Origin of the sequence: Rheinheimera muenzenbergensis (genome assembly GCF_036984005.1) — a bacterium.
Classification (GTDB): domain Bacteria; phylum Pseudomonadota; class Gammaproteobacteria; order Enterobacterales; family Alteromonadaceae; genus Alishewanella; species Alishewanella muenzenbergensis.
On the sequence record NZ_JALAAR010000006.1, the window covers coordinates 137184 to 162695 of the forward strand.

Annotated in this window: 22 protein-coding genes; 5 read left to right on the forward strand and 17 right to left on the reverse strand. The window is 51.0% G+C overall.

The window, feature by feature from the left end:
• Nucleotides 1-33 precede the first annotated feature (33 nt).
• Nucleotides 34-2340 carry a Tex family protein gene (locus MN202_RS09075; RefSeq protein ID WP_335735787.1) on the forward strand — a complete coding sequence of 769 codons (2307 nt, stop codon included), beginning with the start codon at nucleotides 34-36 and terminating at the stop codon, nucleotides 2338-2340.
• Nucleotides 2341-2372: 32 nt separating this feature from the next.
• Here MN202_RS09075 and MN202_RS09080 read toward each other — a convergent pair whose 3' ends face one another.
• The 6 genes from MN202_RS09080 to bioH form a co-directional block, all read right to left on the reverse strand.
• Nucleotides 2373-4469, reverse strand: a complete 2097-nt coding sequence (locus MN202_RS09080) for a winged helix-turn-helix domain-containing protein (protein WP_335735788.1) — start codon at nucleotides 4467-4469, stop codon at nucleotides 2373-2375.
• Between the two features lie 182 nt (nucleotides 4470-4651).
• Nucleotides 4652-7420: a TonB-dependent receptor plug domain-containing protein gene (locus MN202_RS09085; RefSeq protein WP_335735789.1), complete on the reverse strand. Its 2769-nt coding sequence runs from the start codon at nucleotides 7418-7420 to the stop codon at nucleotides 4652-4654.
• Between the two features lie 264 nt (nucleotides 7421-7684).
• On the reverse strand, nucleotides 7685-8851 hold the full coding sequence (locus MN202_RS09090) for a metallophosphoesterase (RefSeq protein ID WP_335735790.1): 1167 nt from the start codon (nucleotides 8849-8851) through the stop codon (nucleotides 7685-7687).
• Between the two features lie 216 nt (nucleotides 8852-9067).
• Nucleotides 9068-10012, reverse strand: a complete 945-nt coding sequence (locus MN202_RS09095; RefSeq protein ID WP_335735791.1) for a putative metalloprotease CJM1_0395 family protein — start codon at nucleotides 10010-10012, stop codon at nucleotides 9068-9070.
• A gap of 5 nt (nucleotides 10013-10017) precedes the next feature.
• Entirely contained in the window at nucleotides 10018-10374 is a 357-nt protein-coding gene (locus MN202_RS09100; protein WP_335735792.1) for an excinuclease ATPase subunit, read from the reverse strand.
• An 87-nt stretch (nucleotides 10375-10461) separates the two neighbouring features.
• Entirely contained in the window at nucleotides 10462-11244 is a 783-nt protein-coding gene (gene bioH, locus MN202_RS09105; protein ID WP_335735793.1) for a pimeloyl-ACP methyl ester esterase BioH, read from the reverse strand.
• Between the two features lie 34 nt (nucleotides 11245-11278).
• On the opposite strand from bioH, the gene MN202_RS09110 reads away from it, so the two are divergent.
• Nucleotides 11279-11992, forward strand: a complete 714-nt coding sequence (locus tag MN202_RS09110; protein ID WP_335735794.1) for a ComF family protein — start codon at nucleotides 11279-11281, stop codon at nucleotides 11990-11992.
• Here the strand turns inward: MN202_RS09110 and MN202_RS09115 are convergent.
• Nucleotides 11989-14532, reverse strand: coding sequence for a M14 metallopeptidase family protein (locus MN202_RS09115; protein ID WP_335735795.1), 2544 nt, complete (start codon nucleotides 14530-14532; stop codon nucleotides 11989-11991). The two genes, MN202_RS09110 and MN202_RS09115, sit on opposite strands and share 4 nt — an antisense overlap.
• 125 nt (nucleotides 14533-14657) lie before the next feature.
• Here MN202_RS09115 and nfuA point away from each other — a divergent pair, with 125 nt between their 5' ends.
• Nucleotides 14658-15236 (forward strand): Fe-S biogenesis protein NfuA, encoded by a 579-nt coding sequence (gene nfuA / locus MN202_RS09120; protein ID WP_335735796.1) that lies wholly within the window; start codon nucleotides 14658-14660, stop codon nucleotides 15234-15236.
• Nucleotides 15237-15320: 84 nt separating this feature from the next.
• Nucleotides 15321-16343: a polysaccharide deacetylase family protein gene (locus MN202_RS09125; RefSeq protein ID WP_335735797.1), complete on the forward strand. Its 1023-nt coding sequence runs from the start codon at nucleotides 15321-15323 to the stop codon at nucleotides 16341-16343.
• Here the strand turns inward: MN202_RS09125 and MN202_RS09130 are convergent.
• The 5 genes from MN202_RS09130 to MN202_RS09150 are packed head-to-tail and all read right to left on the reverse strand — an operon-like array spanning nucleotide 16330 to nucleotide 20097.
• Nucleotides 16330-16971: an SCO family protein gene (locus MN202_RS09130; RefSeq protein ID WP_335735798.1), complete on the reverse strand. Its 642-nt coding sequence runs from the start codon at nucleotides 16969-16971 to the stop codon at nucleotides 16330-16332. The genes MN202_RS09125 and MN202_RS09130 overlap by 14 nt on opposite strands.
• Nucleotides 16961-17872, reverse strand: a complete 912-nt coding sequence (gene cyoE / locus MN202_RS09135; RefSeq protein WP_335735799.1) for a heme o synthase — start codon at nucleotides 17870-17872, stop codon at nucleotides 16961-16963. The genes MN202_RS09130 and cyoE overlap by 11 nt, the downstream gene beginning before the upstream one ends.
• Nucleotides 17869-18864 (reverse strand): COX15/CtaA family protein, encoded by a 996-nt coding sequence (locus MN202_RS09140; RefSeq protein ID WP_335735800.1) that lies wholly within the window; start codon nucleotides 18862-18864, stop codon nucleotides 17869-17871. The genes cyoE and MN202_RS09140 overlap by 4 nt, the downstream gene beginning before the upstream one ends.
• The gene (locus MN202_RS09145) at nucleotides 18861-19373 is read right to left on the reverse strand and encodes a hypothetical protein (protein ID WP_335735801.1); all 513 of its coding nucleotides are present in this window, start codon (nucleotides 19371-19373) and stop codon (nucleotides 18861-18863) included. Before MN202_RS09145 ends, MN202_RS09140 begins: the two co-directional genes overlap by 4 nt.
• The gene (locus MN202_RS09150; protein WP_335735802.1) at nucleotides 19366-20097 is read right to left on the reverse strand and encodes an SURF1 family protein; all 732 of its coding nucleotides are present in this window, start codon (nucleotides 20095-20097) and stop codon (nucleotides 19366-19368) included. Before MN202_RS09150 ends, MN202_RS09145 begins: the two co-directional genes overlap by 8 nt.
• 26 nt (nucleotides 20098-20123) lie before the next feature.
• Here MN202_RS09150 and MN202_RS09155 point away from each other — a divergent pair, with 26 nt between their 5' ends.
• On the forward strand, nucleotides 20124-20333 hold the full coding sequence (locus MN202_RS09155; RefSeq protein ID WP_335735803.1) for a DUF2909 domain-containing protein: 210 nt from the start codon (nucleotides 20124-20126) through the stop codon (nucleotides 20331-20333).
• 3 nt (nucleotides 20334-20336) lie between these two features.
• On the opposite strand, the gene MN202_RS09160 is transcribed toward MN202_RS09155, so the two are convergent.
• The 5 genes from MN202_RS09160 to lexA form a co-directional block, all read right to left on the reverse strand.
• Nucleotides 20337-21215, reverse strand: coding sequence for a cytochrome c oxidase subunit 3 (locus MN202_RS09160; RefSeq protein ID WP_335735804.1), 879 nt, complete (start codon nucleotides 21213-21215; stop codon nucleotides 20337-20339).
• Between the two features lies 1 nt (nucleotide 21216).
• Nucleotides 21217-21777, reverse strand: coding sequence for a cytochrome c oxidase assembly protein (locus MN202_RS09165; protein WP_335735805.1), 561 nt, complete (start codon nucleotides 21775-21777; stop codon nucleotides 21217-21219).
• Nucleotides 21778-21786: 9 nt separating this feature from the next.
• Nucleotides 21787-23376: a cytochrome c oxidase subunit I gene (ctaD, locus tag MN202_RS09170; RefSeq protein ID WP_335735806.1), complete on the reverse strand. Its 1590-nt coding sequence runs from the start codon at nucleotides 23374-23376 to the stop codon at nucleotides 21787-21789.
• Between the two features lie 2 nt (nucleotides 23377-23378).
• Complete coding sequence (gene coxB / locus MN202_RS09175; RefSeq protein WP_335735807.1) at nucleotides 23379-24521, reverse strand: cytochrome c oxidase subunit II; 1143 nt, start codon at nucleotides 24519-24521, stop codon at nucleotides 23379-23381.
• Between the two features lie 306 nt (nucleotides 24522-24827).
• Complete coding sequence (gene lexA / locus MN202_RS09180; RefSeq protein WP_335735808.1) at nucleotides 24828-25454, reverse strand: transcriptional repressor LexA; 627 nt, start codon at nucleotides 25452-25454, stop codon at nucleotides 24828-24830.
• Nucleotides 25455-25512: the final 58 nt, after the last annotated feature.

Here is a 25512-nt window from a genome sequence, read left to right on the forward strand (position 1 = left end):
TTAACAGGCTTTTGCAGCAGGAATTTTTAGTTTATGTCTATCATTGTTAAGCAAATTGCCGCAGAAATTGCGGCACGCCCGGAACAGGTCGCAGCCACTATCGCTTTATTGGAAGAAGGCGCTACGGTGCCTTTTATTGCCCGTTATCGTAAAGAAGTCACCGGTGGCTTAGACGATACCCAGCTTAGGCATTTAGAGCAGCGCTTAACTTACCTGCGTGAGCTGGAAGAGCGCCGTCAGGTGATTTTAAAAACCATCGACGAACAAGGTAAGTTAACGCCAGAGCTGAAAAATGACATTCTGGCAGCTGACAATAAAACCCGCTTAGAAGATTTATACCTGCCTTACAAAGCCAAGCGCCGCACCAAGGGCCAGATTGCTATTGAAGCGGGTATTTTGCCGCTGGCCGATGCGCTGCAGCAAAACCCAAGCCTTAATCCGCAAACCGAAGCTACCGCTTACATTAATGCCGATGCCGGCTTTGCTGATGAAAAAGCGGTATTAGATGGCGCCAAATATATTTTAATGGAACGCTTTGCTGAAGACGCCAACCTGCTGGCCCGTTTGCGTCAGCATTTGGCCCAGCATGCTGTGGTAAAAAGCACAGTGGTGGCAGGTAAAGAGCAGGATGGTGCTAAATTCCGTGATTACTTTGGCCACAGCGAAAGCTGGAAAAACACGCCATCACACCGGGCGCTGGCGATGCTGCGCGGCCGCAACGAAGGCATTTTGCAACTGCAATTAGTGCCGGATGCCAATGAAGAAACCGCCCACAGCCTGTGCGAGCAAATGGTTGCCAGCCACTTTAATATTAAAGACGAAGGCCGCCCGGCAGACGCTTTTTTGCGCACCGCCGTACAATGGACATGGAAGGTAAAACTGCATCTGAGCCTGGAAAATGATTTACTCGGCGAACTGCGGGAAAAAGCGGAAGAAGAAGCCATTAAAGTATTTGCCCGCAATTTAAAAGACTTACTGATGTCGGCGCCAGCGGGTATGCGTACTACTTTGGCGCTGGACCCGGGCCTGCGCACCGGAGTTAAAGTTACCGCTATAGACGAAACCGGTAAGCTGCTTAGCCAAACCACGATTTTTCCGCATGCACCGCAAAATATGTGGGACAAGTCAGTACGCACCCTGGCAGCCTTGTGTCAGCAACATAAAGTAGAGCTTATCGCTGTAGGTAATGGCACGGCGTCGCGTGAAACCGACAAACTGGCTGGCGAAGTGATTAAAGCCGTTACGGGTCTGAATATCCAAAAGGTGATGGTGTCGGAAGCCGGCGCATCGGTATATTCTGCCTCGGAGCTGGCGGCGCAGGAGTTTCCCGATCTGGATGTATCGCTGCGCGGTGCCGTATCTATCGGCCGCCGGCTGCAGGACCCATTAGCCGAGCTGGTAAAAATTGAGCCCAAAGCCATAGGTGTGGGCCAGTATCAGCACGATGTTAACCAAAGCCTGCTGACCAAGTCACTGGACGGCGTGGTAGAAGACTGCGTAAACGCCGTTGGCGTAGATTTAAATACTGCCTCAGTGCCACTTTTAGCCCGGGTAGCCGGGTTAAATAAAACCCTGGCACAAAATATTGTGTTTCACCGTGACAGCCATGGCCGCTTTAACGAGCGCAAAGAACTGCTTAAAGTACCACGTTTAGGGCCTAAGGCCTTTGAACAGGCGGCAGGTTTTTTACGCATTAATAATGGCAACAACCCGTTAGACGCATCAGGTGTGCACCCGGAAGCCTACCCGCTGGTAGAAAAAATTCTTGCCTCGCATCAAAAAACTGTCGATCAAATTATCGGCAACAGCAGCTTTTTAAAAGGCATTGACGCTAAGGCCTTTGCCGATGAGCACTTTGGTGTACCCACTATTAGCGATATTTTAAAGGAGCTGGATAAACCTGGCCGCGACCCGCGACCGGAGTTTAAAACCGCCAGCTTTAAAGACGGCGTAGAGACGTTAAAAGATCTAAAAGCCGGTATGCAATTAGAAGGTGTGGTGACCAATGTGACTAATTTTGGTGCCTTTGTCGATATTGGCGTGCATCAGGATGGTCTGGTACACATTTCATCGCTAACCGATAAGTTTGTCAGCGATCCGCATCAGGTAGTGAAAGCCGGCGATGTAGTGAAAGTAAAAGTACTGGATGTCGACATTGAGCGTAAGCGTATCGCATTAACGATGCGCATGGACGAGCAACCACAGCCTAAAACCGCGGATAAGGCCGCGCCACGCCAGCAACATAGCAAAGCGGCAGCGCCACGCCCGGCCAAACCGGCAGATAGCAATGCCGCTATGGGTAATGCCTTTGCCGAAGCCTTTGCCAAACTGAAAAAGTAATGCCCAACACCCCACCGGTATAGCGCTGGGGTTTACTGCAACAACGGGTGCTGTAAGCGCTGCAAGTCGGCGCTTGGATGCACCGACAGTTCAAATATCAGCCGCTGCTGCTCAGCGTCATAACTCATTATGCTATGCGGATGCAGCAAATCAGGCGGCAGCAAAATCAGATCTTCGACCTTGCCGCTGACAGTGTCATACCGGCTTACCAGTAACTGCCCCGGCTTTTGCTGCAGAAAATAAATACTTTGCCCTGCCACTGTCCAGGCGGTTCTGGAGCTGAACACACTGCCGGGCAGTAGCTGCTGCTCTGTGCCATCCGGTAGCAATTGCCATAAACCGCGGTTGCGGCCTTTACTGAAATAAAAACGCTCAGCCGCTGGCATCTGCCCCCAGGCACCGCCTTTTAGTGTTAGCTGTTCTACCGCACTGGTCGCAATGTCGACACTAAACAGGTTGCCATCATAGGCAAAGATCACCGCACTATCATCAAACCACCAGCTTAGCCTGCCATGCCAAAGCACACCGGTGTTAAGCTGAGTAAGCTTGCCGGTCTGTACCTCCAACAACATTAGCTTGTCTTCTTCTTCTGTTGGTAAACGGCCAACAAAGGCAATGTAACGGCCGTTGTTAGACCATTGCGGGTACTTCACCATGCCATGAAGTTGAGTAAGCTGGCGCCGGTTTTCCATTTCGGCGTCTGCCTGCCATATCTCCATGTAGCCAGATTCATTACTGACATAAGCCAGCGCATGCCGTGTTTTGCTATAGTTTGGCGCTTCATATCTGGCTTCATTCGCCGTGAGCGGAAATACCGCCGCACTGACAGCGCTATTAAGCGGCAAATACGCCAATTGCGGCACACTCTTACTATTATGAAAATACACTTCGCCATTGCTGGCTACACGGCTGGGCCAGGCAAAATTATCTAACTGCAATGATGCGCTAGTCCCCTCGACAACATTTAACACAAAGCCCTGGCGTTTACCGTGTTGCAAGGCGCCAAACAATAAACGCTGGCTGTCGGGATGCCAGCTCAGGCCGAGAATATCCTCTTCACCCTGGGTGAGTTTTTGTTCTTCGCCACTTGCCAGGTTGTGCAGATAAATATCTTCCGACAAGCGATGCGCACGGCGGGTTACCGCCAGGTAACGGCCGTCAGGCGAAAACGCCAGATCCCGGATCAGGTACTGGCAATTTTGCGTGCAGGGTACCGCTTGCGGCTTAGCTTCCGGATTCTGTAAATCCAGCTGATATAAACTGCTGCCATCAGTATTCATTGAGCCACTGAATGCCAAATAGCGGCCATCCGGTGTGATATCCATATAGCCTGTACTGTGGCGGTTGCAGTTTGCCAGTTTTTGGCTGTGCAGTGTGACCGTATCGAGTTGCATAATGTTGCACTCGCCATATACCGCTGTTTTACTGGAATAATAAACATGGCGGCCGTCTTTCGCCCATAATGGCCGGCTTTCGTCATCTGGCGTAAAGGTTAACTGCCGTGCTGGTTTATCAGGTTCGGTTAAGTCCAGGCTGTATAAATCACTGGCGGCTTCAAATTTACGCCAGCTAAATACCAGATAACGTTCATCCGCCGATAACGACGGAAACATGGCGCGGCCATTGCCGTTGGTCAGCACTGTTACTTCAGTAGCAACAGGTGCCGCAGCCGGGTAATAAAACAGCAATGCACCACAAGCCAGTAACAAAATGGCGGCAAACAGATAAAGCAGCCGGCGGGTAACTGGCATAACCCTTTTAACAGGTTGCGGGTGTTTAGGCGGATTAGCGTCATCACTTAGTGCCGACGGTACCGGCGCGACAGCCAGCCGGTAACCTTTTTTTCTGACGGTACAAATAAGATCCATCTGCGCCAGTTGCTGCAATACATTACGCAACTGCCAGATGGCATTGGTCAGCGCTTTTTCACCAACATAAACATTGCCGCCCCAGACATTGTCGATCAGCTGTTGCCGGCTAACCAGAGCCGGATACTGCTGCGCCAGAAACACCAGCACATCCATTGGCTTTTGTTGCAACGACACCACCTGACCAGCAGGCGTATGAATGCTAAGTTCGGCCGGATTAACAAACAGTTCAGCCAGATAAAAAGAGTGCTGCGTTGTCATGTTTTCCCAATACAGGTTTTTCTGTTAAAGCTAACGCCAGAATATTACCACAATAGCCAGCAAGGCCGCGGCAATTGTTAACACTGCAGCGGCGTTTTATGCAAAGCCCTTGGTGCAGGACCAAACCAGCAAAAACAATAAAGCCCCGTTACCGGGGCTTGAGTAAAAGCATTAGCTAACGGTTAAAACCGCAGTTCATAACTGGCGTAGAAGGTGCGGCCCAGTATGTTATAACCATTGCTGGTTGGGTAATACGGGTGCTCGTTACGTTCCGGGTGGCCAGGTACATAAACCGGCGGTTTTTCATCCGCCAGGTTGTTTACTCCCAGCGTCAGTTTATTACTGCTGTTAAAGCGGTAACTGGTATTGAGGTTAATGCGTTTAAACGGTGCCAGCTTGCTGTAAACGCTGTCTTCATAGTCTTCGCCATCAGCATCTACCAGCTCCCAGGTGTCGCGGCCTTCACCGGTTCCCAGGTAGTACCATGCCAGGTTCATGCTAAAGTCACCCCAGTTCCAGCGCGCTGCCAGGTTACCTTTCCATTTTGGCAGGTAATCGACTTCCGTCTCTTCAATCAGCTCACCACCGGCAAAGGCCTGATAGTCTTTTTTCAGCGTGTAAGAGCTTTCGGCCGTCAGTTTCAAACTACCGAGCGTATCCAGGTCGATGTTGTAGCTAACCTGCGCATCAATACCGCGTGATGATTCATAAGAGCTGTTGATAATACCGCGACGCACACAGAGTACATCTTTATATTCCTGGCCAGCAGGTTGTTGCATTATGTAACCCAGCGAATCCAGATCAAAGCAGTTGTCGGCGGTGCCGGTTCTGTCATACGCCGGGTTATCCAGAATTCGGCTGACGCTCTCCGTATAAACCGCACCACGCAATTCAATGTTCCAAAAATCGACACTGGCGCTAAGGTTGTCGCTCAGTTGTGCTACCACACCTAAGTTCCAGAACTTGCCCTTCTCCTCGGTCAGGTCAATATTACCGGCACTGATAGACTGATAGCTGTCATCTATATCAATCGGATGATTTGGGTCTACCCGCTGACTGGTTTCACCGAAAGAACGGCTAACACCAGCATACATACGGTGCAAATCCGGCGCCCGGAAACTACGGCCCATATTAGCACGCACTAACCAGCTGTCATTTGGCCGGTACACCAGACCAGCTTGCGGCGTCACAGCACCACCGACATTTGATTTATCGTCATAGTGGTCGTAACGCAGTGCGACACTGGCATCCAACCCGCCCCAGTCTGAGGTCTTTTCTAACAACGGAATAGCCAACTCGCCAGCTGCGGCATAACGCTTGCGCGAGCCACGGCCCTGAGTACCGCCCTGACCTATCAGATTACCATTTGTTGTATCGGCGTCCTTCTCATCTGAATACCAGTCACGTGCCCACTCTGCCGATGCGGCAAACTGTAATGGCCCGGCTGGCAAATCCATAATGTCACCGGTTAACACCGCAGAAAACTGGTTCATGCCGGAATCGGCAAAAGTCAGCGTTTCGGCATACAGATAACTTACCTGATCCGGCGTCATTTTATCCAGCGGATACCATTTTTCCGGGTTAGCCGAGTCTGCCGGGTTAAAACTTACTACGTCAAGCAAGCGGTCTGCCCGAATTTGATTGCGGCCAATACGATCGAACGAACTTTTGCCATAGGCCCAGTTCAGCTCCAGTTCGTACTCACCGACAGTGCCGCTAACACCAACAGAGCCGTTAAAGTTCTTTTCTTTGCCGGTGTAATCGCGAATTTGACCGTAGTCATCTAACCGCCGGTACAGACGAAACTCTTTGCTGCGGGCAAAATCGGCGGCGTCGTAGCTGTAGCTGCCAGGGTTATCCGCATCCATGTAAATGTAAGGGCTTATACCTTTCTGACCGTTACCGCGCTGCGTGGTTTTATCGCTGGTTTGCAGCAACAGGCTGTATTGCCAGTCATTAGATAGGTCACCGTGCTGGCTTAATACCAGGTTAAATTCTTCCTTACCGGTGTGCAGACCGTCATCTGACACCGTATCATAGCGGCATTTATAGCGGCTTTCGGCGTCATTCCAGATACCATTTTTACCAAACAAATCGGTACATTGCTGCTGGTTGGCCATAATGTAGCTGGCGCTTGAACCGGATACGCCGACATTGTGGAAGGTTTTGTCGTAATCACGCAGATAAGCCGAAGTAGAACTGTAAGTGTCGGTACCATCCGGCCCACCTACTTTAGTCATATCACGCTGGCCGGCTCGCAGAATTTCATCGTTGGCATATTCCAGTACCAGTACTGTCTGGCCAAGTGCAGTTTCAAAACCGCTGGTCAGGGTGGCTCTTTGCCGGTCTGCACCACCGTGCTGCGGGTTTTCAAAGCGTAGGTCCAGCGCCGAACCGTCATACGACTTTTTCAGAATAATATTAACTACACCACCTACGGCGTCTGAGCCGTAAATCGCCGATGCGCCGCCGGTTAAAATTTCAACCCGCTCTACTGCACTGGTTGGGAAAGTTGACGTATTAACAAAGTTAGTAGTACCGCCGGTTGCAGCCGGATATTGCGGCACCCGCTTGCCATTAATCAGTACCAGGGTACGGTTTGCGCCCATACCGCGCAGGTTAATGGTACTGGCACCCTGGGTCCAGCTGCTTTCATTACCTTCAATGGTGCGGCCGGCATTGGCTACTGAGGCCTGCAGGATTTCTTCTACACTGGTAAAGCCGCTGCGTTCAATATCATCTGCGCTAAACACCGTAACCGGGGCCACGCCTTCCAGATCGGTGCGCTTAATGCGCGAGCCGGTTACTTCAATCCGCTCGACTTTCTCTGCTCCACTTTGCGCTAAAGGACTTTCTTGTGCATAACCAGCAGCACTGAAAGCTGCATTGCTGACTAACCCTGCCAGCATTGCTGTTTTAATGGCCAGCGCCACTGCTGTTTTTTTGCTCATGTTGTTATTCCTGAGTTCTTGTCACTGAATTTATGCTAGTTCGTCAGTTTTGCTGATTTGCCATCAGCTTGTTAAACCGGCTTTAAGGCAAACGGCCAGTTTACTGACAGCAGGTTTATCGCTGAGCTGCATGTCAATGCAATGACTGCCAGCTCCATTTTTAACCAGTTATAACTCTATTTAATATCTATTTATTTAAAATCAATTAGTTAACTAATACTTGCTTGACGAATACTGTGGCAAGATCACGCTAGTGTCACAACATTATTCGGCCTTGCTGCTTTGCTCCGCCAGGGTACGCATAGGTAACTGTTGGCCGGACAAGGTGCCACGTCGCAACTCGCCATTTTGCCACAGCAATATTTCGCCGCTTTTGCCTTGTTTAATGTTGCTGTCGACAGAAATCACCCGGCCAGCATAATGCGAGTACACGCCATCCATGGAGGTATGGCCGACGACAATACGTTGCACATTTAACGTGCTTAGCAGCCGCTGCAACAGTGGTTCGGTAATGGCGTTTTCCTGACGAAAGTAACCGCGATACCATAAAGGGCCGAGTGACCCATAAAGGAAATTCAGCACCGGCACGCCTTTAAGCTGGTCGCGTGCAATGCCAAGTGATTGCCGGAATTGTTCGTTTACTTCGGCAACCGACATACCCAACGCCAGATAATCCGGATGCAGGCCGCCATGAACAAACAACATATCATTTACCTGAGCTAACACCGGACGGCTGCGCAACCACTGCCCCAGCACTGAGTTTTCGCTGAACAACCCACTGTAGTCAGTACCCAGTTGGGTTGCCACCTGCTGGTACTTGGTGTTGATGTAACGCAAGTCATTGTACAACACCATGGTTTCGTGGTTGCCCAGCAGTAAATGTACTTTGCCACCGGCAGCCTGAGCCTGTTGTTCCAACTGATACAACCACCAGAGAATTTCCGTCACTTTGTCGCCACGGTCCATCACATCGCCCACCACCACCAGATGGCCGTTGCCAAAAGACCAGTTCAGCGCTGTGTCTACCACCGCATTGGCTTTTAGCAGACCAACCATAATATGTTGCTGGCCGTGTATATCACTTATCACCGCCAGTTTATCGGTGCTATAACGCAATGTCGGCTCAGGTAAATGCTGCTGCGGCCTTACATGTATCTGGCGCGGGTAGGCACAAACCGGTGCAATTGCATCTTCTATTAACTGCGTTTTTTCAATAAGTTGCTGCTGGCACAGCCACTTTACTTCCAACTGCTGCTGATCGGCATGAAAAAACGCATAGGGCCCGTCGTCCAGATCAGGTTGCCGGGCTATCTGTTGTGACGTCTGGTTCTGTGACTGGGTGATGGCATGTTCCGACTCGGTGCCGGTTGAGCATGAAGCATAAAATAAAGCAGCGTAAAGCATCGTAGCGCTGAGCATCTGGCGGAGCATAGCTGTTTCCTGTGTTATAAGCAGAATTCTGGTGTGCAATAGACAATGCTGCCTGTTGCTGATAGTTGCAGCATGAGGTAAGCGGGCAGACTGAACAATCTGACGCGGCAGCTTAGAACACTTTTTTTGGCCGTTTTAGTATCTATTGTGAATCTATTCGTTTTAATTCAAAACGTTATGATAGATGGAGGGAATTGCTGTGATCGGCTTAAAAGGTCAGATCTGCTGCAGGTACTGTTTGACCTGAGGCACAGTAGATTTTTGGTAAAACCCTGCAATAACGCTGCGACGTAGCTGCATTTGCATTGTTTCAGCCAGCGTATCGCGTTGCGGGTAGACTGGGGTAGTACTGGCAGTGTCGTCTGCCACCCTGTAGCTTATCTCAGTTTGTGCAACTTGCCCGGCAAAACCGTCGTTGTTATTACTGTCGGCCGTCGCATCACTATCTGCGCTAGCTTGGGTTGCAGTTTTATTTGCTGTGTCTGGCCCGGAGGTTTGCTGTACCAGCTCTGCCTGTGCCTGCATTTGCCGTTGCAGCGCTTCACCGGCAATACGACGGTCGGCGGCTGACGGTTCGGCTGGTGCTAAAGCGGCAGCCCGTACCTGCTGCATTTTTTGCACTGTCGCCTGAGGATCGCCGGCTACCGGCGCAATATCGATTTGTACTTCGCCGGCAACGGCATACTGTTTACCATCCGGCCCACGTTCATATGAGTAACTGGGCGCGCCGGCATAGCGGCCGCCTATAGCCGCATGGGCTTGTTCATGGGCTTTCACTTCCAAATCACGGGCGCTAAGCTCACGGATTTCCTGTTGCTCCAGCTGCTCTGCCTGCTGCTGCCGCCTATTTGACTGAGGTTCGCCCTGCTGTTCGCGCTGGCCCTGTTCACCGTCTTGCTTATCCGAACCCTGTTCACCACGGCCTTCAATTGCCTGCGGCGTTTCTGTTTCTTTACCATTGGCATTGTATAACTGCACTGAACCGTTAGCAGCAGCTGCTGAACGGCTTTTATCGTCTGTTAGTATTGGCTTTTCTGCACCACTGGCACTGCTTTCTTTTACCGGTTCAAATAAATCGCGACGCAGCGCATCGCGCCGCGCCATCTCTGTTGGCGGGTTAGCAGTGTTAATACTGACATTAGGATAATTTGATACCAGCATAGCGTTTAAACGCGAATATCAATCACAGAGCCCAGCACCTGATCGGCGGTCTGGATAGATCTGACATTAGCCTGCGCATTACGTTCTTCAGAGTTCAGCCGTACCAGGCTATCAGTCAACTCTGGCTGCGGCGGGGCCTGCAACGTACGGGTTTGCGCACTGTTATCTGCCGCTGCGACAGCTTGTTGGGTTTCATTTTGCTGCACAGCATTCTGCTGGGCCACATTTTGCTGGCTCTGTTCCTGCCGGGCTTGCTGGCTGGCCTGCGTCTGACGGTTGATATCCAGCGTAGCTTCGGTCACACCGGCGCTGGCTCGCTGTAAGCCCTGCAGACCGGAATACGATGCAGATTGAATGTTCATAATACAACTCCGCTAACCTTAGCAAATATTGGCTAATTATTAACCAAAAACCACGTTTTGTGAAGCTTTGCTTTAGGCTAAATGCTTTTAAGCAGCATTATTACTGCTACCAGAAGGACTTAGCCAGTGCTGCAGCCAGGCTAAAAATGCTGCCGGATGCGAAATAAAGGGCGCATGCGAGGCATGTGGCAATATGGTAAAACAGCCTCGTGGCTGCAATTGCTGTAGCTGTTCCACTACTTTTACCGGCACTAACGAGTCGAGCCGGCCAAAAATGCCGGCCAATGGTATCGTTAAAGCAGCAAACTCAGCGCGTAAATCGCTGTCACGTAGCAGGTTCAATGCCGCAGCAACCGCCTGTGGCTGGGCCTGAGGGTAAGCCATAATGGCCTGTTTCAACGTTTTGGTATCGGCCCTGGCACTGTCACTGCCCATGGCCTGGATGGCTAAAAAGCGCTCAATAGTTTGCTGCAGGTTAGCGGTTAAAGCCTGGCCAAATTGCTGCATCACAGCGGGCGCCATGCCCGGCCAGTCTGCCTGAGCCAAAAAACAGGGCGAAGCCGCCACCAGCGCCAGTTGTCGTACCTTGTGCGGGTAACGCCGGGCTAACGCCAGAGCGACTAAACCACCCAACGACCAACCACACACAGCACTGCCATCCGGGATCTGAGCGGCCAGCTGCTGACATACCGCATCCAGAGTATAGGCCGGTGGAAACTGTAGCGCTTTACCAAAGCCCGGCAAGTCGGGGGTTAGCACTGTGGTTGTAGCAGGCAAGTTCTGGCAGATGCTTTGCCAAACGCCCTGATTTACACCCCAGCCATGTAAAAGCACCAGCGTGGGTTTGTCGGCAACGCTTTTGTCTGTCATAGTAATTAAAATGTTAATTAATACGGATGTTAATTTGCCATTTTCCGCAATCCGTCTGTTGCAGCAAGGCTGGCACTGGTTAATGCCATCGTCATGTTTGTGGTGCAGTTTACCGGTGCAAAGCGCGACACACCAGCTTTGCACCGATTGCCAGTCGGCATTACCGCAATTACCTTATGCGCTGTGTCATTACAACTTACTCTGGCTGCCACAGGTAGCGCAGGGTCTGAAGAAACCGCGCTTTGATCAGTTACTCAGTGTCAGCCTGTACCAACACCCCTATCGCCACTGGCTACAGCGCTGGAAATTTTTTACCGACGATGCCGCCGGCGACTTGCTGCAACTGCAATTTGCCGCGCTGTTGGCTCAGCTGACAACGACAGGCCAAACCCTACCTGACGCCATTGTCTATGTGCCAATGCACAAGGCCCGGCAACGTAAACGTGGCTTTAATCAGGCGCAGCTGTTAGCTCAGGCGGCAGCAGAACAATTAGGGCTACCACTGCTGCACGTGATACAGAAAAGCCGGCATTTATCAGCACAGGTCGGCTTAAGCCGCAAGCAGCGCCAGCGCAATTTACGCCACAGTTTTACACTTAATACCACCATCAGCCTGCCGTCACACCTGGCCTTGGTAGATGATGTAGTCACCACAGGTGCTACCGCCAATGAAATTTGCCGTTTGCTGCGCCGCCACGGCGTGCGGCGCATCAGTTTGTGGACAGTGGCGGTAACCACGCTAACTTAATCGGCGTCGGCCACGCTGTTAAAATTGCGCCCCAGATATAAGGCATTAACCAGCAAGCGGCTGGATCCGTAGAAGTAGCCCCTGAATACCGGATTGTCCGTCATGGCAATCACTCTGCCCTTACCGATATTGTGCGCCAGCAAAACTGCAGACTGGCTGATGCGCGGTACATACTCTGCTGCGGTGTACCCGGCTAACTGCGGAGTTCTGCTATATAGCGCGACATTGATAAAGGGCTGGTTTGCCGGTTGCAGCAACAAGGTACTGTTTTTAAACACCGGCAGGGTGTCCCGTGTCAGACCAAAGGTTAACGGGTGAGATAAATCCAGTTCGGCCTGATAAATGGCACCAGCGATGCGCTGCTTGCCGGCCAGCAGTTCCTTATCTTCATAACTCAGATTATCTGACGGGATCAAGCTGGTCATTTCATCACCCTGCCACACGCCAGCGCTTAATAAGCCGCTTTTTGCCAGCCAGGCTGCGCCGCGCTTGTGTCCCCACAATACACCACCGCGCTCTGCCCAGCTTTTCAGTGCGGCGGTCTCTGCGTCATGCCAACTGCTGTAATTACCATCAGGCAAAATAATATGGCTGTAGCGGCTCAGGTCCAGTTTAGTCAAACGGCCAGGCTCAGCCATTGACGGTGATACACCGGCTAAACGTTCCAGGTTATACCAGACTTCGCCGGCTTCTGTAGAACTGACACCAGGCCCGGCTATCAACAATACCTGCGGCAGATGCACCGGTGCAAACTGATGACTGCCCAAGTCACTGCCGCTGGCCGCCAGGCCGCTGTTTATGGCAAAAACCGGCAAATTAAAGCGCTGCTGCAGACGTTGTAAACGGCTAAACCAGTCGGCTTCAGTCTGCAATCCGGCAGCAATCAGCATAGCGCCACGCTGCAGGCTAACCTGGCCGTTTGCGGTCTGTGCCACAACATCGTTCATTGCAGCGCGCACAACCAGTTTCTCTTCTAATAACGCCTGTAATAGCAGCGGCGCCTGTTGATCTTGCCAGTTAAACGCGTAGGCATAGGCGCCTTTACTCAATTGCGCTGCCCTGACCGGCTGTGGCCAGCTATCCGTCAGTGCCGAGGCGGCCGGTTCGCGGTTTAACGGCGTAAAAGCAATGTTAAAGGCATAGGGTAAAGTCCAGGCCGACACGTCATAGAAAGTGTTGTCATTAAAATTTTTCTCGGTGCTGAACATCGCTTTTATCAGCCGGTACTGCGGCTGTTGCAGCGGCACATAGTAGCTGCTCGCCGCCGGATAACTGTTGTTGTCGTCCTGCCAGTCCCGATTTAACTGGTATACCTCAACATGGTGACGCTGCAATAAGTCCAATAACGCGGCTAACCGGCTGCTATCAGCACTCTCGGTCAGCATATAGCCTTTAACCCGGCTTGCTTTAGCCTGCTGTAAGGCGCTGCGATAAAACTCTTGCTGGTAACTTAATAATTCTGTCCGCTTCGCTACCGCTCCACGTATGGTGGATAAAGAAGCCGTCAGCTGATTTTGCACTGTTGCAGCAAAGCTAAGCGGGCCATTAATACTGTCTTGCAAATGACCACGACTGCTGGCCTGCTCAAACAAAATACCGACACTGCCCTGCACATCGGGATAGGTCGATCCTTTACCAACGTAAAAATCATCAAAGCTCTCTTTGGTGTAATACAGCTGGCCCTGTTGGTCAAACGCAACAGCATGAAACTGTGCAATAGCGCTGGTTAGTTCAAAGTTACGCTTGGGTGTCAGTGGATAATTACGGCTGGGAATGCCCGGTTGAAAAAAGTAACTGCTGTTAGTGCCCATCTCATGATAATCGCCAACTACATTCGGCAGCCATTGTTGGTACTGGGCGATACGGGCACGGCTTTCCGGGTGTTGTAACAGCAACCAATCACGGTTTAAATCAAACCAGTAATGATTGGGGCGGCCATTTGGCCAGGGTTCGTTGTGTTCCCGGTGCTGCTGATCGGCTACCGGTGCCGCACCTTTATGCATATTAGCCCAAAGCGCAAAACGATCATGGCCGTCCGGGTTTAATACCGGTTGCAGTAAAATAACGGCGTTATCCAGCCAGGTACGTACTTCGTCTGTGTTGGCAGCAGCAAGATACTGGGCAACCAGCAGGGCTGCATTAGCGCCACTGGGTTCGTTACCATGTACGCTATAACCCAACCAGATTATTACCGGCGCATCGGCAGCCCGCTCTTTGCCCTGCCGGGCTGCAGCCAGGTGTTGCTGGCGTATTTGCTCCAGTCTCTGTAAGTTCTGCTCGGACGAAATCACCAACTGCAGCAATGGCCGTTGCTCATGGCTGTAGCCGATGACCTCAAGCTGAGCGCGGCCGCTTTGTTGCGCCAGCAGTTCAAAATAGCGTTGGATCTGATCATGACGGGCATGCCATTGTCCAACATTGAAACCCAATACCTGTTGTGGCGTCGGCAGGGTTGAATTAGCCACTGCCGGCACATATTTAGTATCAGCAGTAAGGTGGTAGCTGGCTAACAGCAGTACCAGCGCAAGATATTTCTTCATTGTTATCGTTCCTCTTTGCTGCGGCTACGTTAGCCATAACTGGGGCAAAACTCAAGCAGGGCTGGCAAGGCAGCAGCGGGAAGAGTATCATAGCCATTAACCTAGTGATTTAGTCAGGTACTCTTATGATCAGCATTTCAGAACAGGCACAACAACACTTTGCCAAGCTGTTGGCAAAACAACCCACCGGCACCCACATTCGGGTGTTTGTGGTCAACCCAGGCACAGCGCAGGCTGAGTGTGGTGTATCTTATTGCCCACCCGATGCAGTTGAAGATACCGATTTAAAATTAAATTTCACCGGCTTTGATGCGGTAGTGGATCAGGAAAGCCAGCCGTTTTTAGTTGACGCAGAAATTGATTTTGTCACCGATCAGATGGGCTCACAGCTAACGTTAAAAGCGCCGAACGCCAAAGTACGTAAGGTGAATGACGACGCTTCTTTAATCGAGCGGGTGCAGTACGTTATCGACAGCGAAATTAATCCGCAACTGGCCAACCATGGTGGCCGGGTTAGTGTAATGGAGCTGACACCCGACGGAGTCGCAGTATTGCAATTTGGCGGTGGTTGCAACGGTTGCTCTCAGGTCGATTTAACGCTTAAAGAAGGTATCGAAAAAGAACTGCTAAACCGCTTTAGCGGTGAGTTGTCTGGCGTGCGTGATATCACTGAGCACCAGCGCGGCGAACATTCGTACTACTAAGTCTTGTGCGCTGACATCAGCTGCCTTTTCTGCCTGCCTGTGTTATAAAACGGCTTGTTTTTATTCACCGGCAGGCCGATATCAATGAAGTCGTTAATCCTTTTCTACTCTGTACTGCTTAGCCTGTTATTTCCGGCGCAGGCAGCGGTGATGTTGATTTATCATCATGTAGCCAGCGACACCCCCAGGTCTACCAGCGTTACCGCCGATGAACTGCGCGGTCATTTACAGTATTTAAAAGACAACGACTTTCAGGTGATAGGCCTGGATTTGTTAATTAAACAACTGCGCGAAGGGACTGCAGTGGCAGACAATGCCGTGGTGATTACCTTTGATGACAGCTATGAAAATAACTTCACTACCGCCCACCCTATTTTGCAGCAGTTTGGTTATCCTTATACCATCTTTATCAGCCCCGGCAGCATTGATAAAGGCGATGGCCCTTTACTGACCTGGCAGCAGATAAAACAGATGTCTGACGATGGCGTGCTGGTCGCCAACCATGCTATGTGGCACGAACATATGGCTGCGCCAGAAGCAAACGAAACGGAACAGCAATGGCTAACGCGGATGCGGCAAAGCATACTGGCAGCTGAAGATAAAATTGCACAGGTAACCGGCCAACGCCATCAATGGCTGGCCTATCCGTATGGCGAATACAGTACTGCGCTGGAACAACTGGTTAGCGAACTCGGTTTTATTGGTATTGGTCAGCACTCCGGTGCGGTGAGCAATAACAGCGTGCTAACCCGCTTGCCACGGTTTCCGGCAGCCGGCCGCTATGCAGATTTAAACGATCTGGCGCAAAAACTGCGTACTCTGGCATTTAATATTAGCGATTATCACGGCGTGGATCCGCTATTACAGGGTGTTAATCCGCCTCTGCTAACCCTGTCATTGCAGGTCACAGATTTTAGCCGCACCCAGTTGCAATGCTTTGCCGGGTCTGAAGTGCTTAAACCCGAGTGGCTTAACGACACCACCTTTAGGGTAAGCGCCGCTAAACCTTTAGCAAAGGGCCGCAGCCGTTATAACTGCACCGCACCTTCACTAAGCAAAAAAGGCTATTTTTACTGGTATTCGCAGCCCTGGCTTAACCAGCCTTAAGTTTGCGCAGTACCAGTGGGAAATCGGCCAGCATTTGCTCTGAGTCAAGTATCGGCAGTTTTCCAACTTCAAGTGGTGGCTTAAACATGGCGACCAGCTGGCCCTGCGGGTTAATCAGCACCACTGAAGCACTATGATCAACCAGATAGTCGGTATCGGTACTGCCACTAAGCGCATACATTAAGCCTAACTGGCGCACAAACGGAAACAGCTGGTCATGGCCGGCTGTCATACCTATTACCGCTGGTTGATTAAAGTAACTGACATACTCGTTTAGCTTTTCTGTTGTATCGCGCTTGGGATCAACCGAGATAAACCACACTTTTAGCGGTTCCGGCAGCTGTGTTGCCAGCTCTGGCTGCAAGCCGGCCAGTTTAGCCAGCGTTAACGGGCAAATATCCGGGCAGTAGGTGTAACCAACAAAGGCCAGTGTCCACTGGCCATACAAACGTTGCCGATTAACCATTTCGCCATGCTGATCAGTCAGTTGAAAGTCGGCTAGTACTCTGGGCTGCGGATACACCAGCGCCTGCTTAGGCTCAGCACTTAGCTGCGACCACTGATACAACATCACGCCGCCAGCCAATGCCGCCAGCACTAAGAACAAATAAGCCAGATTACGAAACATAGATTGGCGCTACCTTAAAATAATGATCTACCAGCAGAAGCAGAAATAATACCATCAGATGCACTATAGAAAACTTAAAGGTTGCCATGGCTGAGCTGTTATCGCTTTGCAGCTTGAGTTTCCAGGCATATTGCATAAAGCGTAAGTTAAGTACGGCACTGCCCAGCAGATAAATAGCACCGGTCATGCCGACCAGATATGGCATCAGGCACACCAGAAACAGTATTACGGTGTACAGGCAAATGACGCTTTTGGTAAATTCAATACCATGCGTTACCGGCAGCATTGGCATATTGACTTTGGCGTAGTCATCGCGGCGGTGTATTGCCAACGCCCAGAAATGCGGTGGCGTCCAGGTAAAAATAATCATCACTAACAACAGCGCGTGGCCATGGATATCGCCCGTCATGGCGGTCCAACCTAATAAAGGTGGCATAGCGCCAGCCAGGCCACCGATGACAATATTTTGTGGTGTGGCACGCTTTAAAAACATGGTGTATACCACTGCATATCCAAACAAACTGGCCAGCGTCAGCCAGGCCGTTAAGGCATTGACCAGCGCATAAAGAATCACAAAGCCGGTAACCGCCAGTGCCACGGCAAAGCTGGCAGCCTGCAATGGGCTGATACGCCCTTTTGCCACCGGCCGGCTATAGGTGCGCGCCATTTGTGCATCTATCCGCTGATCGACCACATGATTAACCGCCGCCGCGGCTGCCGATAACAAGCCAATACCGGCAGTCGCGGCAAATAACTTCAGCAAATCCGGTAAACCCGGTTGCGCCAGCATCATGCCAACCCAGGCCGTTAGCACCAACAATGCCACGACTTTAGGCTTGGTCAGCTCCAGATAATCACGGCCGCTGGCAGACATAGCTTTGGCTTTAGTCACTGTACTCATACGGCCTCCCTGCTACGGCCACTGCGCAGCTGCATATAGATAATAACCAATAACATCAGCAAGTTGGCAGCAACAAAGTTATGCGCTACCGCATTGGCCAGCGGTAAGTGCAGGGCGACATTTAACACCCCTAAGGTAAATTGCGTCAGTAACAGCGTGGCCGCTGCAACCGCCAGCTTGCGTAACCGGCTGTCGGTCGCTTTGCGCCATAACTGCCACAAAAACAGCGCCAACACTACCAAGGTCAGCGCTGCGCCCAGACGATGGAACACATGTACGGTTTGCCGCGCTTCGGCAGACATCACACCATATTCATAGTCAGCATGGCCCAAGTGCAAATCAAAGGCTTCACTGATATTCAGCCGTGCCAGCCAACCCGCTTCACATACCGGCAATTCAATACAAGCCAGCGCGGCATAGTTGGCGGCGGTCCAGCCTCCCAGCGCTATTTGCACCACTAATACCGCTATTGCCAACAGTGCCAGCGGCTTTAACGATAGCGGCTGGGGCTGCGCTACCCGATGCTGCGGATGTAAGCGCAACCAATAAACTGCCAGTAAACTCAGTAAGCTAAAGCCACCGAGTAAATGCCCCATGACCACTAATGGCAGCAAATTCAGCGTGACTGTCCACATGCCTAACGCGGCCTGAAATACCACCAGTGCCAGCAACACAGATGGCAGTATCTTGCTGTTATGGCGGCGAAACAAGGCAATGAAAAACATCGCTGCAATTAGCAAGCCCAGACTGCCGGCAAAGTAGCGGTGGATCATCTCGTTCCAGGCTTTGTGTGGCTCCAGCGGCCGCTCGGGAAAGGCTTGCAGTGCTGCCGCAACATGATGCTCTTGCTGTGGCACCTTAAAAAAGCCGTAGCAGCCAGGCCAGTCCGGACAGCCTAAACCGGCATCAGTCAACCGGGTGTAAGCACCGAGTAAGATCACACCCATAGTAAGGAAAATAGCGATAGTCGCCAGCCACTGTTGTGTTTTCATACGCTGGTCCGGTCGTAGTTAAGTAATTTTAGTAAATCCTGACGGATGGCTTTGGCTGTGGTAGCCATATCAGCCTCAGCGGCCGGCATCGGATAGCTGAGTAACACCAGCCCCTGCTGATCGATCAGTAATATCTTATCGTGTAAGTCTGCCGGTACTTCATGTAATGCCGGCAGCTGCATAAAAGATGAAAAGCCACTGGCCATCGCGCCGCTGCTGATAAACACCGGTTGCACCTGTGTTTGCTTACGGCCCAGGCCGACATAGAGCTGCTGCACAGTATGCAAGGCTCCGAGACACAACTTGCTGCACTCCGCCGCCGGCATCACGCCAATACGCCAATGCGCTTTTTCCGCCGTCGCTTCGAGCAGAAACAGCTCGGTTTTTTGCCACTCGCCCTGGCTTGATACCCCCCGGTTAAACCAGCCAAATTCCAACACCAGCTTGGCTGCCAGTAAAGGTAGCGCGCAGCACAGCACAAATAACCACAGAAATTTCTTCTTATTCATATTTTGCTTTTCCCTGATGACTGGCTGCCAGTGCAACACCCAGTACAGCAATACCAAGTAAAAACCACTGTAGTGCATAACCGCGATGTTTTTCCGGCGATAACACTACCGGCTGATAATGTGGCCTGAAGTCAGTGCCGCTATGTTGATATAACAGCGCCGGAAACAATGACAGCGCGCTTTGCTCAGATAGTTGGGCATAGTTCACTTGCTGAATGCGCATCGGCCACTGCCCGCTGTCTTCCGCGTTTTGCCCCAGTAGCAGTAAACCATCAACTTTAGTGCGTAACAAACCATCCAAGGCAAACTGCGCAGGTATCCTTACCTCAGGCAAGCTGTCACGCCGCTGTGGTGCCGCCAGCCAACCTAAGTTAACCAGCAACGGCTGGGTTAAACCGTCCGCCTGCACCGGAACTATAACGTCATAGCCTACCTGCCCCTGCACAATCTGGTTATCCAACAGCCAGATGTAAGGTGCCAACCAGTACGCCTGACCTTGTAGCGGCGCGGCATCAATATCGGTCGCCGCGAGTAATGCCAGTTGCGCGGGTTGCAGGGCACCTGCCTGCTGCAATTGTGCAAGCCGGGCTAATTGTGCGCTCTTGGCGTCAGCGCGGTTTAGCTGCCACCAGGACAAGTTGATTAATATGGCAAAAGCAGTCAAAGTTAGCAGTAGCCACAGTTTATTCAGCGCAAAAACCTGCTGTGCCAGCTTAATGCGCATCAATCAAACTCCGGAGCCTGTTGCAGATGTTGCTTAAACTTATTGTCATCGCACTACTACTTTTTATTATTTTTAATTTGTTCCGTGCCGGGCTGGTGATGGTCAGGCAACCGCAGCCTGGTGTAAAAATGTCGCGCTATCTTGGCCGGCGAGTGTTGTTTTCCGCCCTGGTATTAGTGTTGATCTTTATCGCTCAGGCACTGGGGCTCATTGAACCGAACCCCAGACCTTACTAACTATTAGATGACATAGACAAACACATACAGACACAGCCAGACTACATCAACAAAGTGCCAGTACCAGGCTGCAGCCTGAAACGCGAAGTGTTTTTCCGGCGTAAAGTGGCCTTTTAACACGCGGAGAAACACAAACAGCAAAATTATCGCTCCCAGTGTTACGTGCATGCCGTGAAAGCCGGTTAGCAGGAAAAAGGTATTGCCATAAAAACCCGACGCCAGCGTTAAACCCAGATCACGGTATGCGTGAATATACTCATACACCTGTAAACTCAGGAACGTAGCACCCAACAGCAAGGTGATCAGTAACATCAGTTTTAACTGGCCGCGTTTTTGTTGTTCCAGCCCGGTGTGGGCAAAGTGCAGCGTAATAGACGAGATGACCAGTATAGCCGTGTTGATCAGCGGCAAACCGGTGGCTGGCATGGCCTGAGTCTCAATACCACCCGGTGTTTTTAACAAGGGCCACATGGCTTCAAAGCTTGGCCAGAGTATTTCAAACGTCATGGCGTTGTTACTGCCACCGCTGAGCCAATCCAGCGCTATTACCCGACCGTAGAACAAGGCACCGAAGAACGCCATAAAAAACATCACTTCAGACAGGATAAACCAGCTCATACCCTGTCGGAACGAGCGATCCATTTGCGCGCTGTACAAACCACTCATCGATTCATCTATGACATTTTTAAACCAGCCAAACAACATCACGATCAACACCACAAAGCCGGCCGCCAGCATATAGCCACCGAAACCCGGTTGTTGCTTGGTTACTTCATTAACAAAAGTGCCTGCACCAAAAGCAATTAGAAACAGCGCCACGGCACCGACTATCGGCCATGGGCTCTGGGCGGGAACATAGTATTTTTCATAGGTTTTATTCATGTTATTCCCCAAGTTGGGATGGCTCTGCACTGTCGCCGGTCCAAGCGCTGGTTACGTCATATAAGGTGTACGACAGCGTGATGGTACTAAACTGGCTCGGCAGTGCCGGATCCACATAAAACTGTAACGGCATCAGCATGTTTTTACCGCCCGCCAACTGCTGCTGGGTAAAGCAAAAACACTCTATTTTGTGAAAGTATAATGCGGCCTGACCGGGTGATACCGACGGCACAGCCTGACCTATAATCATGCGGCTGGTCGGGTTTTCTGCCAGGTAATTCATAATATGAATTTCACCCGGGTGCACTGTCATGCGGGTCACTTCCGGTTTAAACAGCCAGGGCATTTGCTTGTTCGGCCGGGCGATAAATTCAATCACCACCTGACGGCTAAGATCAATTTGTGCCGCCTCGGCCGTGGCTGCGGTAGCCGCGGTTTTACCGTTTAATCCGGTCAGATCACAAAACACGTCATACAGCGGCACCAAAGCAAAACCAAAGCCAAACATAGCCAGAGCAGTAACGGCCAGTTTAAAAGTTAGTGGCTTATGCTTCAGTGCCATAACGTGCTCCTACTTAATCACCGGCGGTGTGTCAAAAGTATGGTAAGGCGCCGGTGAAGCGACTTGCCACTCCAGGCCTTCTGCACCTTCCCACACCTGCGCTGTCGCCTTCTCGCCGCCACGGGCACATTTCACCAGTACCCAGACGAATATAAGTTGCGAGGCGCCGAATAAAAAGCCACCAATGCTGATAAAGGCATTAAAGTCGGCAAATTGCAGCGCGTAATCCGGGATCCGGCGTGGCATACCCGCCAGCCCGACAAAGTGCATCGGGAAGAACAACAAGTTAACCGAAATCAGCGAACACCAGAAATGCCACTGGCCGAGCGTTTCATCGTACATATGGCCGGTCCATTTTGGCAGCCAGTAATATACTGCGGCAATAATGGAGAACACTGCACCGGTTACCAGCACATAGTGGAAATGCGCCACCACGAAGTAGGTATCGTGATACTGGAAGTCTGCCGGCGTAATAGCCAGCATAAGCCCGGAGAAACCGCCGATGGTAAATAGCACGATAAACGCCAGCGCAAACATCATTGGCACTTCAAAGGTCATAGCACCGCGCCACATCGTCGCTACCCAGTTAAACACTTTTACCCCGGTTGGCACGGCTATAAGCATGGTGCAGTACATAAAGAACAAGGCCCCGGCCACCGGCATACCAGTAGTAAACATGTGGTGCGCCCACACCAAAAATGACAGCAGCGCGATACTGGACGTGGCATATACCATAGAGGCATAGCCAAATAACGGTTTACGGGCAAAGGTTGGCACTATCGCCGACACTATGCCAAACGCTGGCAGTATCATGATGTACACTTCAGGGTGACCAAAAAACCAGAAAATATGCTGAAACAGCACCGGGTCGCCGCCACCGGCAGCATCAAAAAAGCTGGTACCAAAGTACTTGTCGGTCAATACCATGGTAACGACACCTGCCAACACCGGCATCACCATAATTAGCAAAAACGCTGTAATTAACCAGGTCCAGACGAACAACGGCATTTTCATCCAGGTCATGCCTGGTGCACGCAGGTTGAAAATGGTCACGATGACGTTAATCGCGCCCATTATCGACGATATACCCATAATGTGCACAGAAAACACAAACAAAGCAGTGCTGTCGCCACTGTATGTTGTTGATAGTGGCGCATAAAATGTCCAACCAAAGCTGGGGCCACCGCCAGGCATAAACAGCGACATCAGCAGGATTAAAAACGCGAATGGCAGGATCCAGAAGCTCCAGTTGTTCATTCGTGGCAATGCCATATCCGGCGCGCCAATCATCATCGGGATCATCCAGTTGGCTAAACCGGTAAAGGCCGGCATAACCGCACCAAATACCATGATCAGACCATGCACTGTGGTCATCTGGTTGAAGAAGTTGGGTTCAACAAATTGCATACCAGGCTGAAACAATTCTGCCCGGATCACCATGGCCATTGCGCCGCCGATAAAAAACATTACCAGCGCAAACACCAGATACATAGTACCGATGTCTTTATGGTTGGTGGTGTACAGCCAGCGCTTTATACCGCTGGGCTTATGGTCATGATGCTCGTGATCATGTTCATGATCGTTAACTACTGCACTCATCCTTATTCCCCTTTACCTTGCGCTGCTGCATGCACATCTGCGGCCTGCACCAGTTCTCCGGTATTGTTACCCCAGGCGTTGCGCTCGTAAGTAATTACCGCCGCCAGCTCTTTTAAACTCAGCTGTTTGCCATAGGCCTGCATGGCTGTTCCGGCTTTGCCGTTTAGCACGACGTCGATATGGCCAGCTTTATCATGTAGTGCCAGGGCACTGCCTTTTAACGCCGGGAAAATGCCCGCCAGACCTTCACCATTGGGCTGATGGCAGGCCGCGCAATGGGCGATGTAAGTGCGCTCACCCACCGCCATTAGCTCATCCATGCTCATGTTCATCGCCAGCAGTTCCTGCTCTTCGGCTTTCGCTTTGGCTATACGTTGTTGCTCAGCGTTAAGCCAGGCGTCATATTCTGCCGGGGTTTTAGCTACCACAACTATCGGCATAAAAGCATGGTCCTTACCGCACAGCTCAGCGCACTGGCCACGGTAAACACCGGGCTGATCTACTTTGGTCCAGGATTCATTGATAAAACCGGGGTTAGCGTCTTTTTTCACCGCAAAGGCCGGTACCCACCAGGAGTGGATAACGTCATCGGATGTCATCAGAAAGCGCACTTTTTTGCCGGTCGGGATCACCAAAGGCCGGTCAACTTCCAGCAGGTAGTTTTCGCCTTTGGTAAACTTGTTGTTTATTTGCTCTTTTTGCGTTGCCAGTAACGAGTAAAACTCAACGTCCTGATTAAGATATTTGTAATGCCATTTCCACTGTGAGCCGGTAACCAGCACAGTGACATCAGCCTCTGTCGTATCTTCCATAGCAATCAGGGTTTTGGTGGCCGGAATGGCCATAATAATCAGTATTACTACCGGTATTGCGGTCCAGAGTATTTCTACCCTGGTACTTTCATGAAATTGGGCTGGCTGCACTCCGCGCGCTTTCCGGTGTCGAACTATGGACCAAAACATGATCCCAAACACCACTGCACCAATTACACAACAGATCCAGAAAATCGTCATATGCAGCTGGTAAACCTGCTGACTGATTTCCGTTACGCCCTGAGTCATATTCAGGGGCATATCCGTTGCATTAGCTGTTGCAGCTAAAAGCAGGGTTGGCAGCGACCAACGAAGACAACGCGTTTTCGTCACTGGACTTCTCCTCTGTCATTTTGCAAAGCAAACTGCAGAAACTAAGCGCACAGTACTACACGGTTCTTACTCACCCACACCGAACCTATGTCTGAAGTTTCATCAGTTTATTATTGTTATTGTAAGTGTTGGCTTCGAGGCTAGCGCTGAAGCCAGAACTGACTCTGTTGTTATTATTTAATCAGTTTCAGCCTAAGAATTATCCAAATCCGGCTCAGTGTAAACCCCTAAATAGCAAAAGCGCCGGCAAACCTCAGTGGTCATACCAGCGCTTTTTAACAATTAACTTATTGAGCTTAGTACAAATTATAACCAGCTTCCGTTGCGAATCACGCCTACAGCCAAGCCTTCAATCGCAAAATGCTGGGCGCGCAAGTCAACTTTAATCACATTAAAATCTTTATTTTCGCTTTGCAGCAGCACGGTATTACCATCGCGCTGGAAGCGCTTAACAGTAACATCGTCATCTACCCGTGCTACTACTACCTGCCCGGGCTGGGCCTGGCTGGTTTTATGCACTGCCAGCAAATCGCCGTCCAGTATGCCAATATCCTGCATACTCATGCCCTGAACCCGCAGCAAAAAATCGGCATGCGGTTTAAACAGGTTAGCGTCTACTTTATAGTGGTCCTGTACGTGCTCTGCTGCCAATATTGGCTGGCCCGCGGCAACCTTGCCAATTAACGGCAAACCGGCCTCTTCTTCGCTATCATTTTGGGCATTGTCCATCAGGCGGATACCACGTGACGTACCCGGCATCATTTCAATAACCCCTTTTTTTGCCAGGGCTTTTAAATGCTCTTCTGCAGCATTAGCCGATTTAAAGCCAAGCTGCTGGGCAATTTCTGCCCGGGTTGGCGGCATACCGGTATCTTGCTGGTAGTCTTTAATTAATTGCAGAATCTCGGCCTGCCGTGGCGTTAAAGGTCTCATAGTGCTGTTTACCTGTACAGTGAATACTGTGAGTATATACAGGTGAACTATAATTGCA

What these genes read in the sequence shown, in the direction of transcription:
- MN202_RS09075 (WP_335735787.1), top strand. Translation starts at nt 34, where the DNA reads ATGTCTATCATTGTTAAGCAAATTGCCGCAGAAATTGCGGCACGCCCG.
- MN202_RS09080 (WP_335735788.1), bottom strand. Translation starts at nt 4,469, where the DNA reads ATGACAACGCAGCACTCTTTTTATCTGGCTGAACTGTTTGTTAATCCG.
- MN202_RS09085 (WP_335735789.1), bottom strand. Translation starts at nt 7,420, where the DNA reads ATGAGCAAAAAAACAGCAGTGGCGCTGGCCATTAAAACAGCAATGCTG.
- MN202_RS09090 (WP_335735790.1), bottom strand. Translation starts at nt 8,851, where the DNA reads ATGCTCCGCCAGATGCTCAGCGCTACGATGCTTTACGCTGCTTTATTT.
- MN202_RS09095 (WP_335735791.1), bottom strand. Translation starts at nt 10,012, where the DNA reads ATGCTGGTATCAAATTATCCTAATGTCAGTATTAACACTGCTAACCCG.
- MN202_RS09100 (WP_335735792.1), bottom strand. Translation starts at nt 10,374, where the DNA reads ATGAACATTCAATCTGCATCGTATTCCGGTCTGCAGGGCTTACAGCGA.
- bioH (WP_335735793.1), bottom strand. Translation starts at nt 11,244, where the DNA reads ATGACAGACAAAAGCGTTGCCGACAAACCCACGCTGGTGCTTTTACAT.
- MN202_RS09115 (WP_335735795.1), bottom strand. Translation starts at nt 14,532, where the DNA reads ATGAAGAAATATCTTGCGCTGGTACTGCTGTTAGCCAGCTACCACCTT.
- nfuA (WP_335735796.1), top strand. Translation starts at nt 14,658, where the DNA reads ATGATCAGCATTTCAGAACAGGCACAACAACACTTTGCCAAGCTGTTG.
- MN202_RS09125 (WP_335735797.1), top strand. Translation starts at nt 15,321, where the DNA reads ATGAAGTCGTTAATCCTTTTCTACTCTGTACTGCTTAGCCTGTTATTT.
- MN202_RS09130 (WP_335735798.1), bottom strand. Translation starts at nt 16,971, where the DNA reads ATGTTTCGTAATCTGGCTTATTTGTTCTTAGTGCTGGCGGCATTGGCT.
- cyoE (WP_335735799.1), bottom strand. Translation starts at nt 17,872, where the DNA reads ATGAGTACAGTGACTAAAGCCAAAGCTATGTCTGCCAGCGGCCGTGAT.
- MN202_RS09140 (WP_335735800.1), bottom strand. Translation starts at nt 18,864, where the DNA reads ATGAAAACACAACAGTGGCTGGCGACTATCGCTATTTTCCTTACTATG.
- MN202_RS09145 (WP_335735801.1), bottom strand. Translation starts at nt 19,373, where the DNA reads ATGAATAAGAAGAAATTTCTGTGGTTATTTGTGCTGTGCTGCGCGCTA.
- MN202_RS09150 (WP_335735802.1), bottom strand. Translation starts at nt 20,097, where the DNA reads ATGCGCATTAAGCTGGCACAGCAGGTTTTTGCGCTGAATAAACTGTGG.
- MN202_RS09155 (WP_335735803.1), top strand. Translation starts at nt 20,124, where the DNA reads ATGTTGCTTAAACTTATTGTCATCGCACTACTACTTTTTATTATTTTT.
- MN202_RS09160 (WP_335735804.1), bottom strand. Translation starts at nt 21,215, where the DNA reads ATGAATAAAACCTATGAAAAATACTATGTTCCCGCCCAGAGCCCATGG.
- MN202_RS09165 (WP_335735805.1), bottom strand. Translation starts at nt 21,777, where the DNA reads ATGGCACTGAAGCATAAGCCACTAACTTTTAAACTGGCCGTTACTGCT.
- ctaD (WP_335735806.1), bottom strand. Translation starts at nt 23,376, where the DNA reads ATGAGTGCAGTAGTTAACGATCATGAACATGATCACGAGCATCATGAC.
- lexA (WP_335735808.1), bottom strand. Translation starts at nt 25,454, where the DNA reads ATGAGACCTTTAACGCCACGGCAGGCCGAGATTCTGCAATTAATTAAA.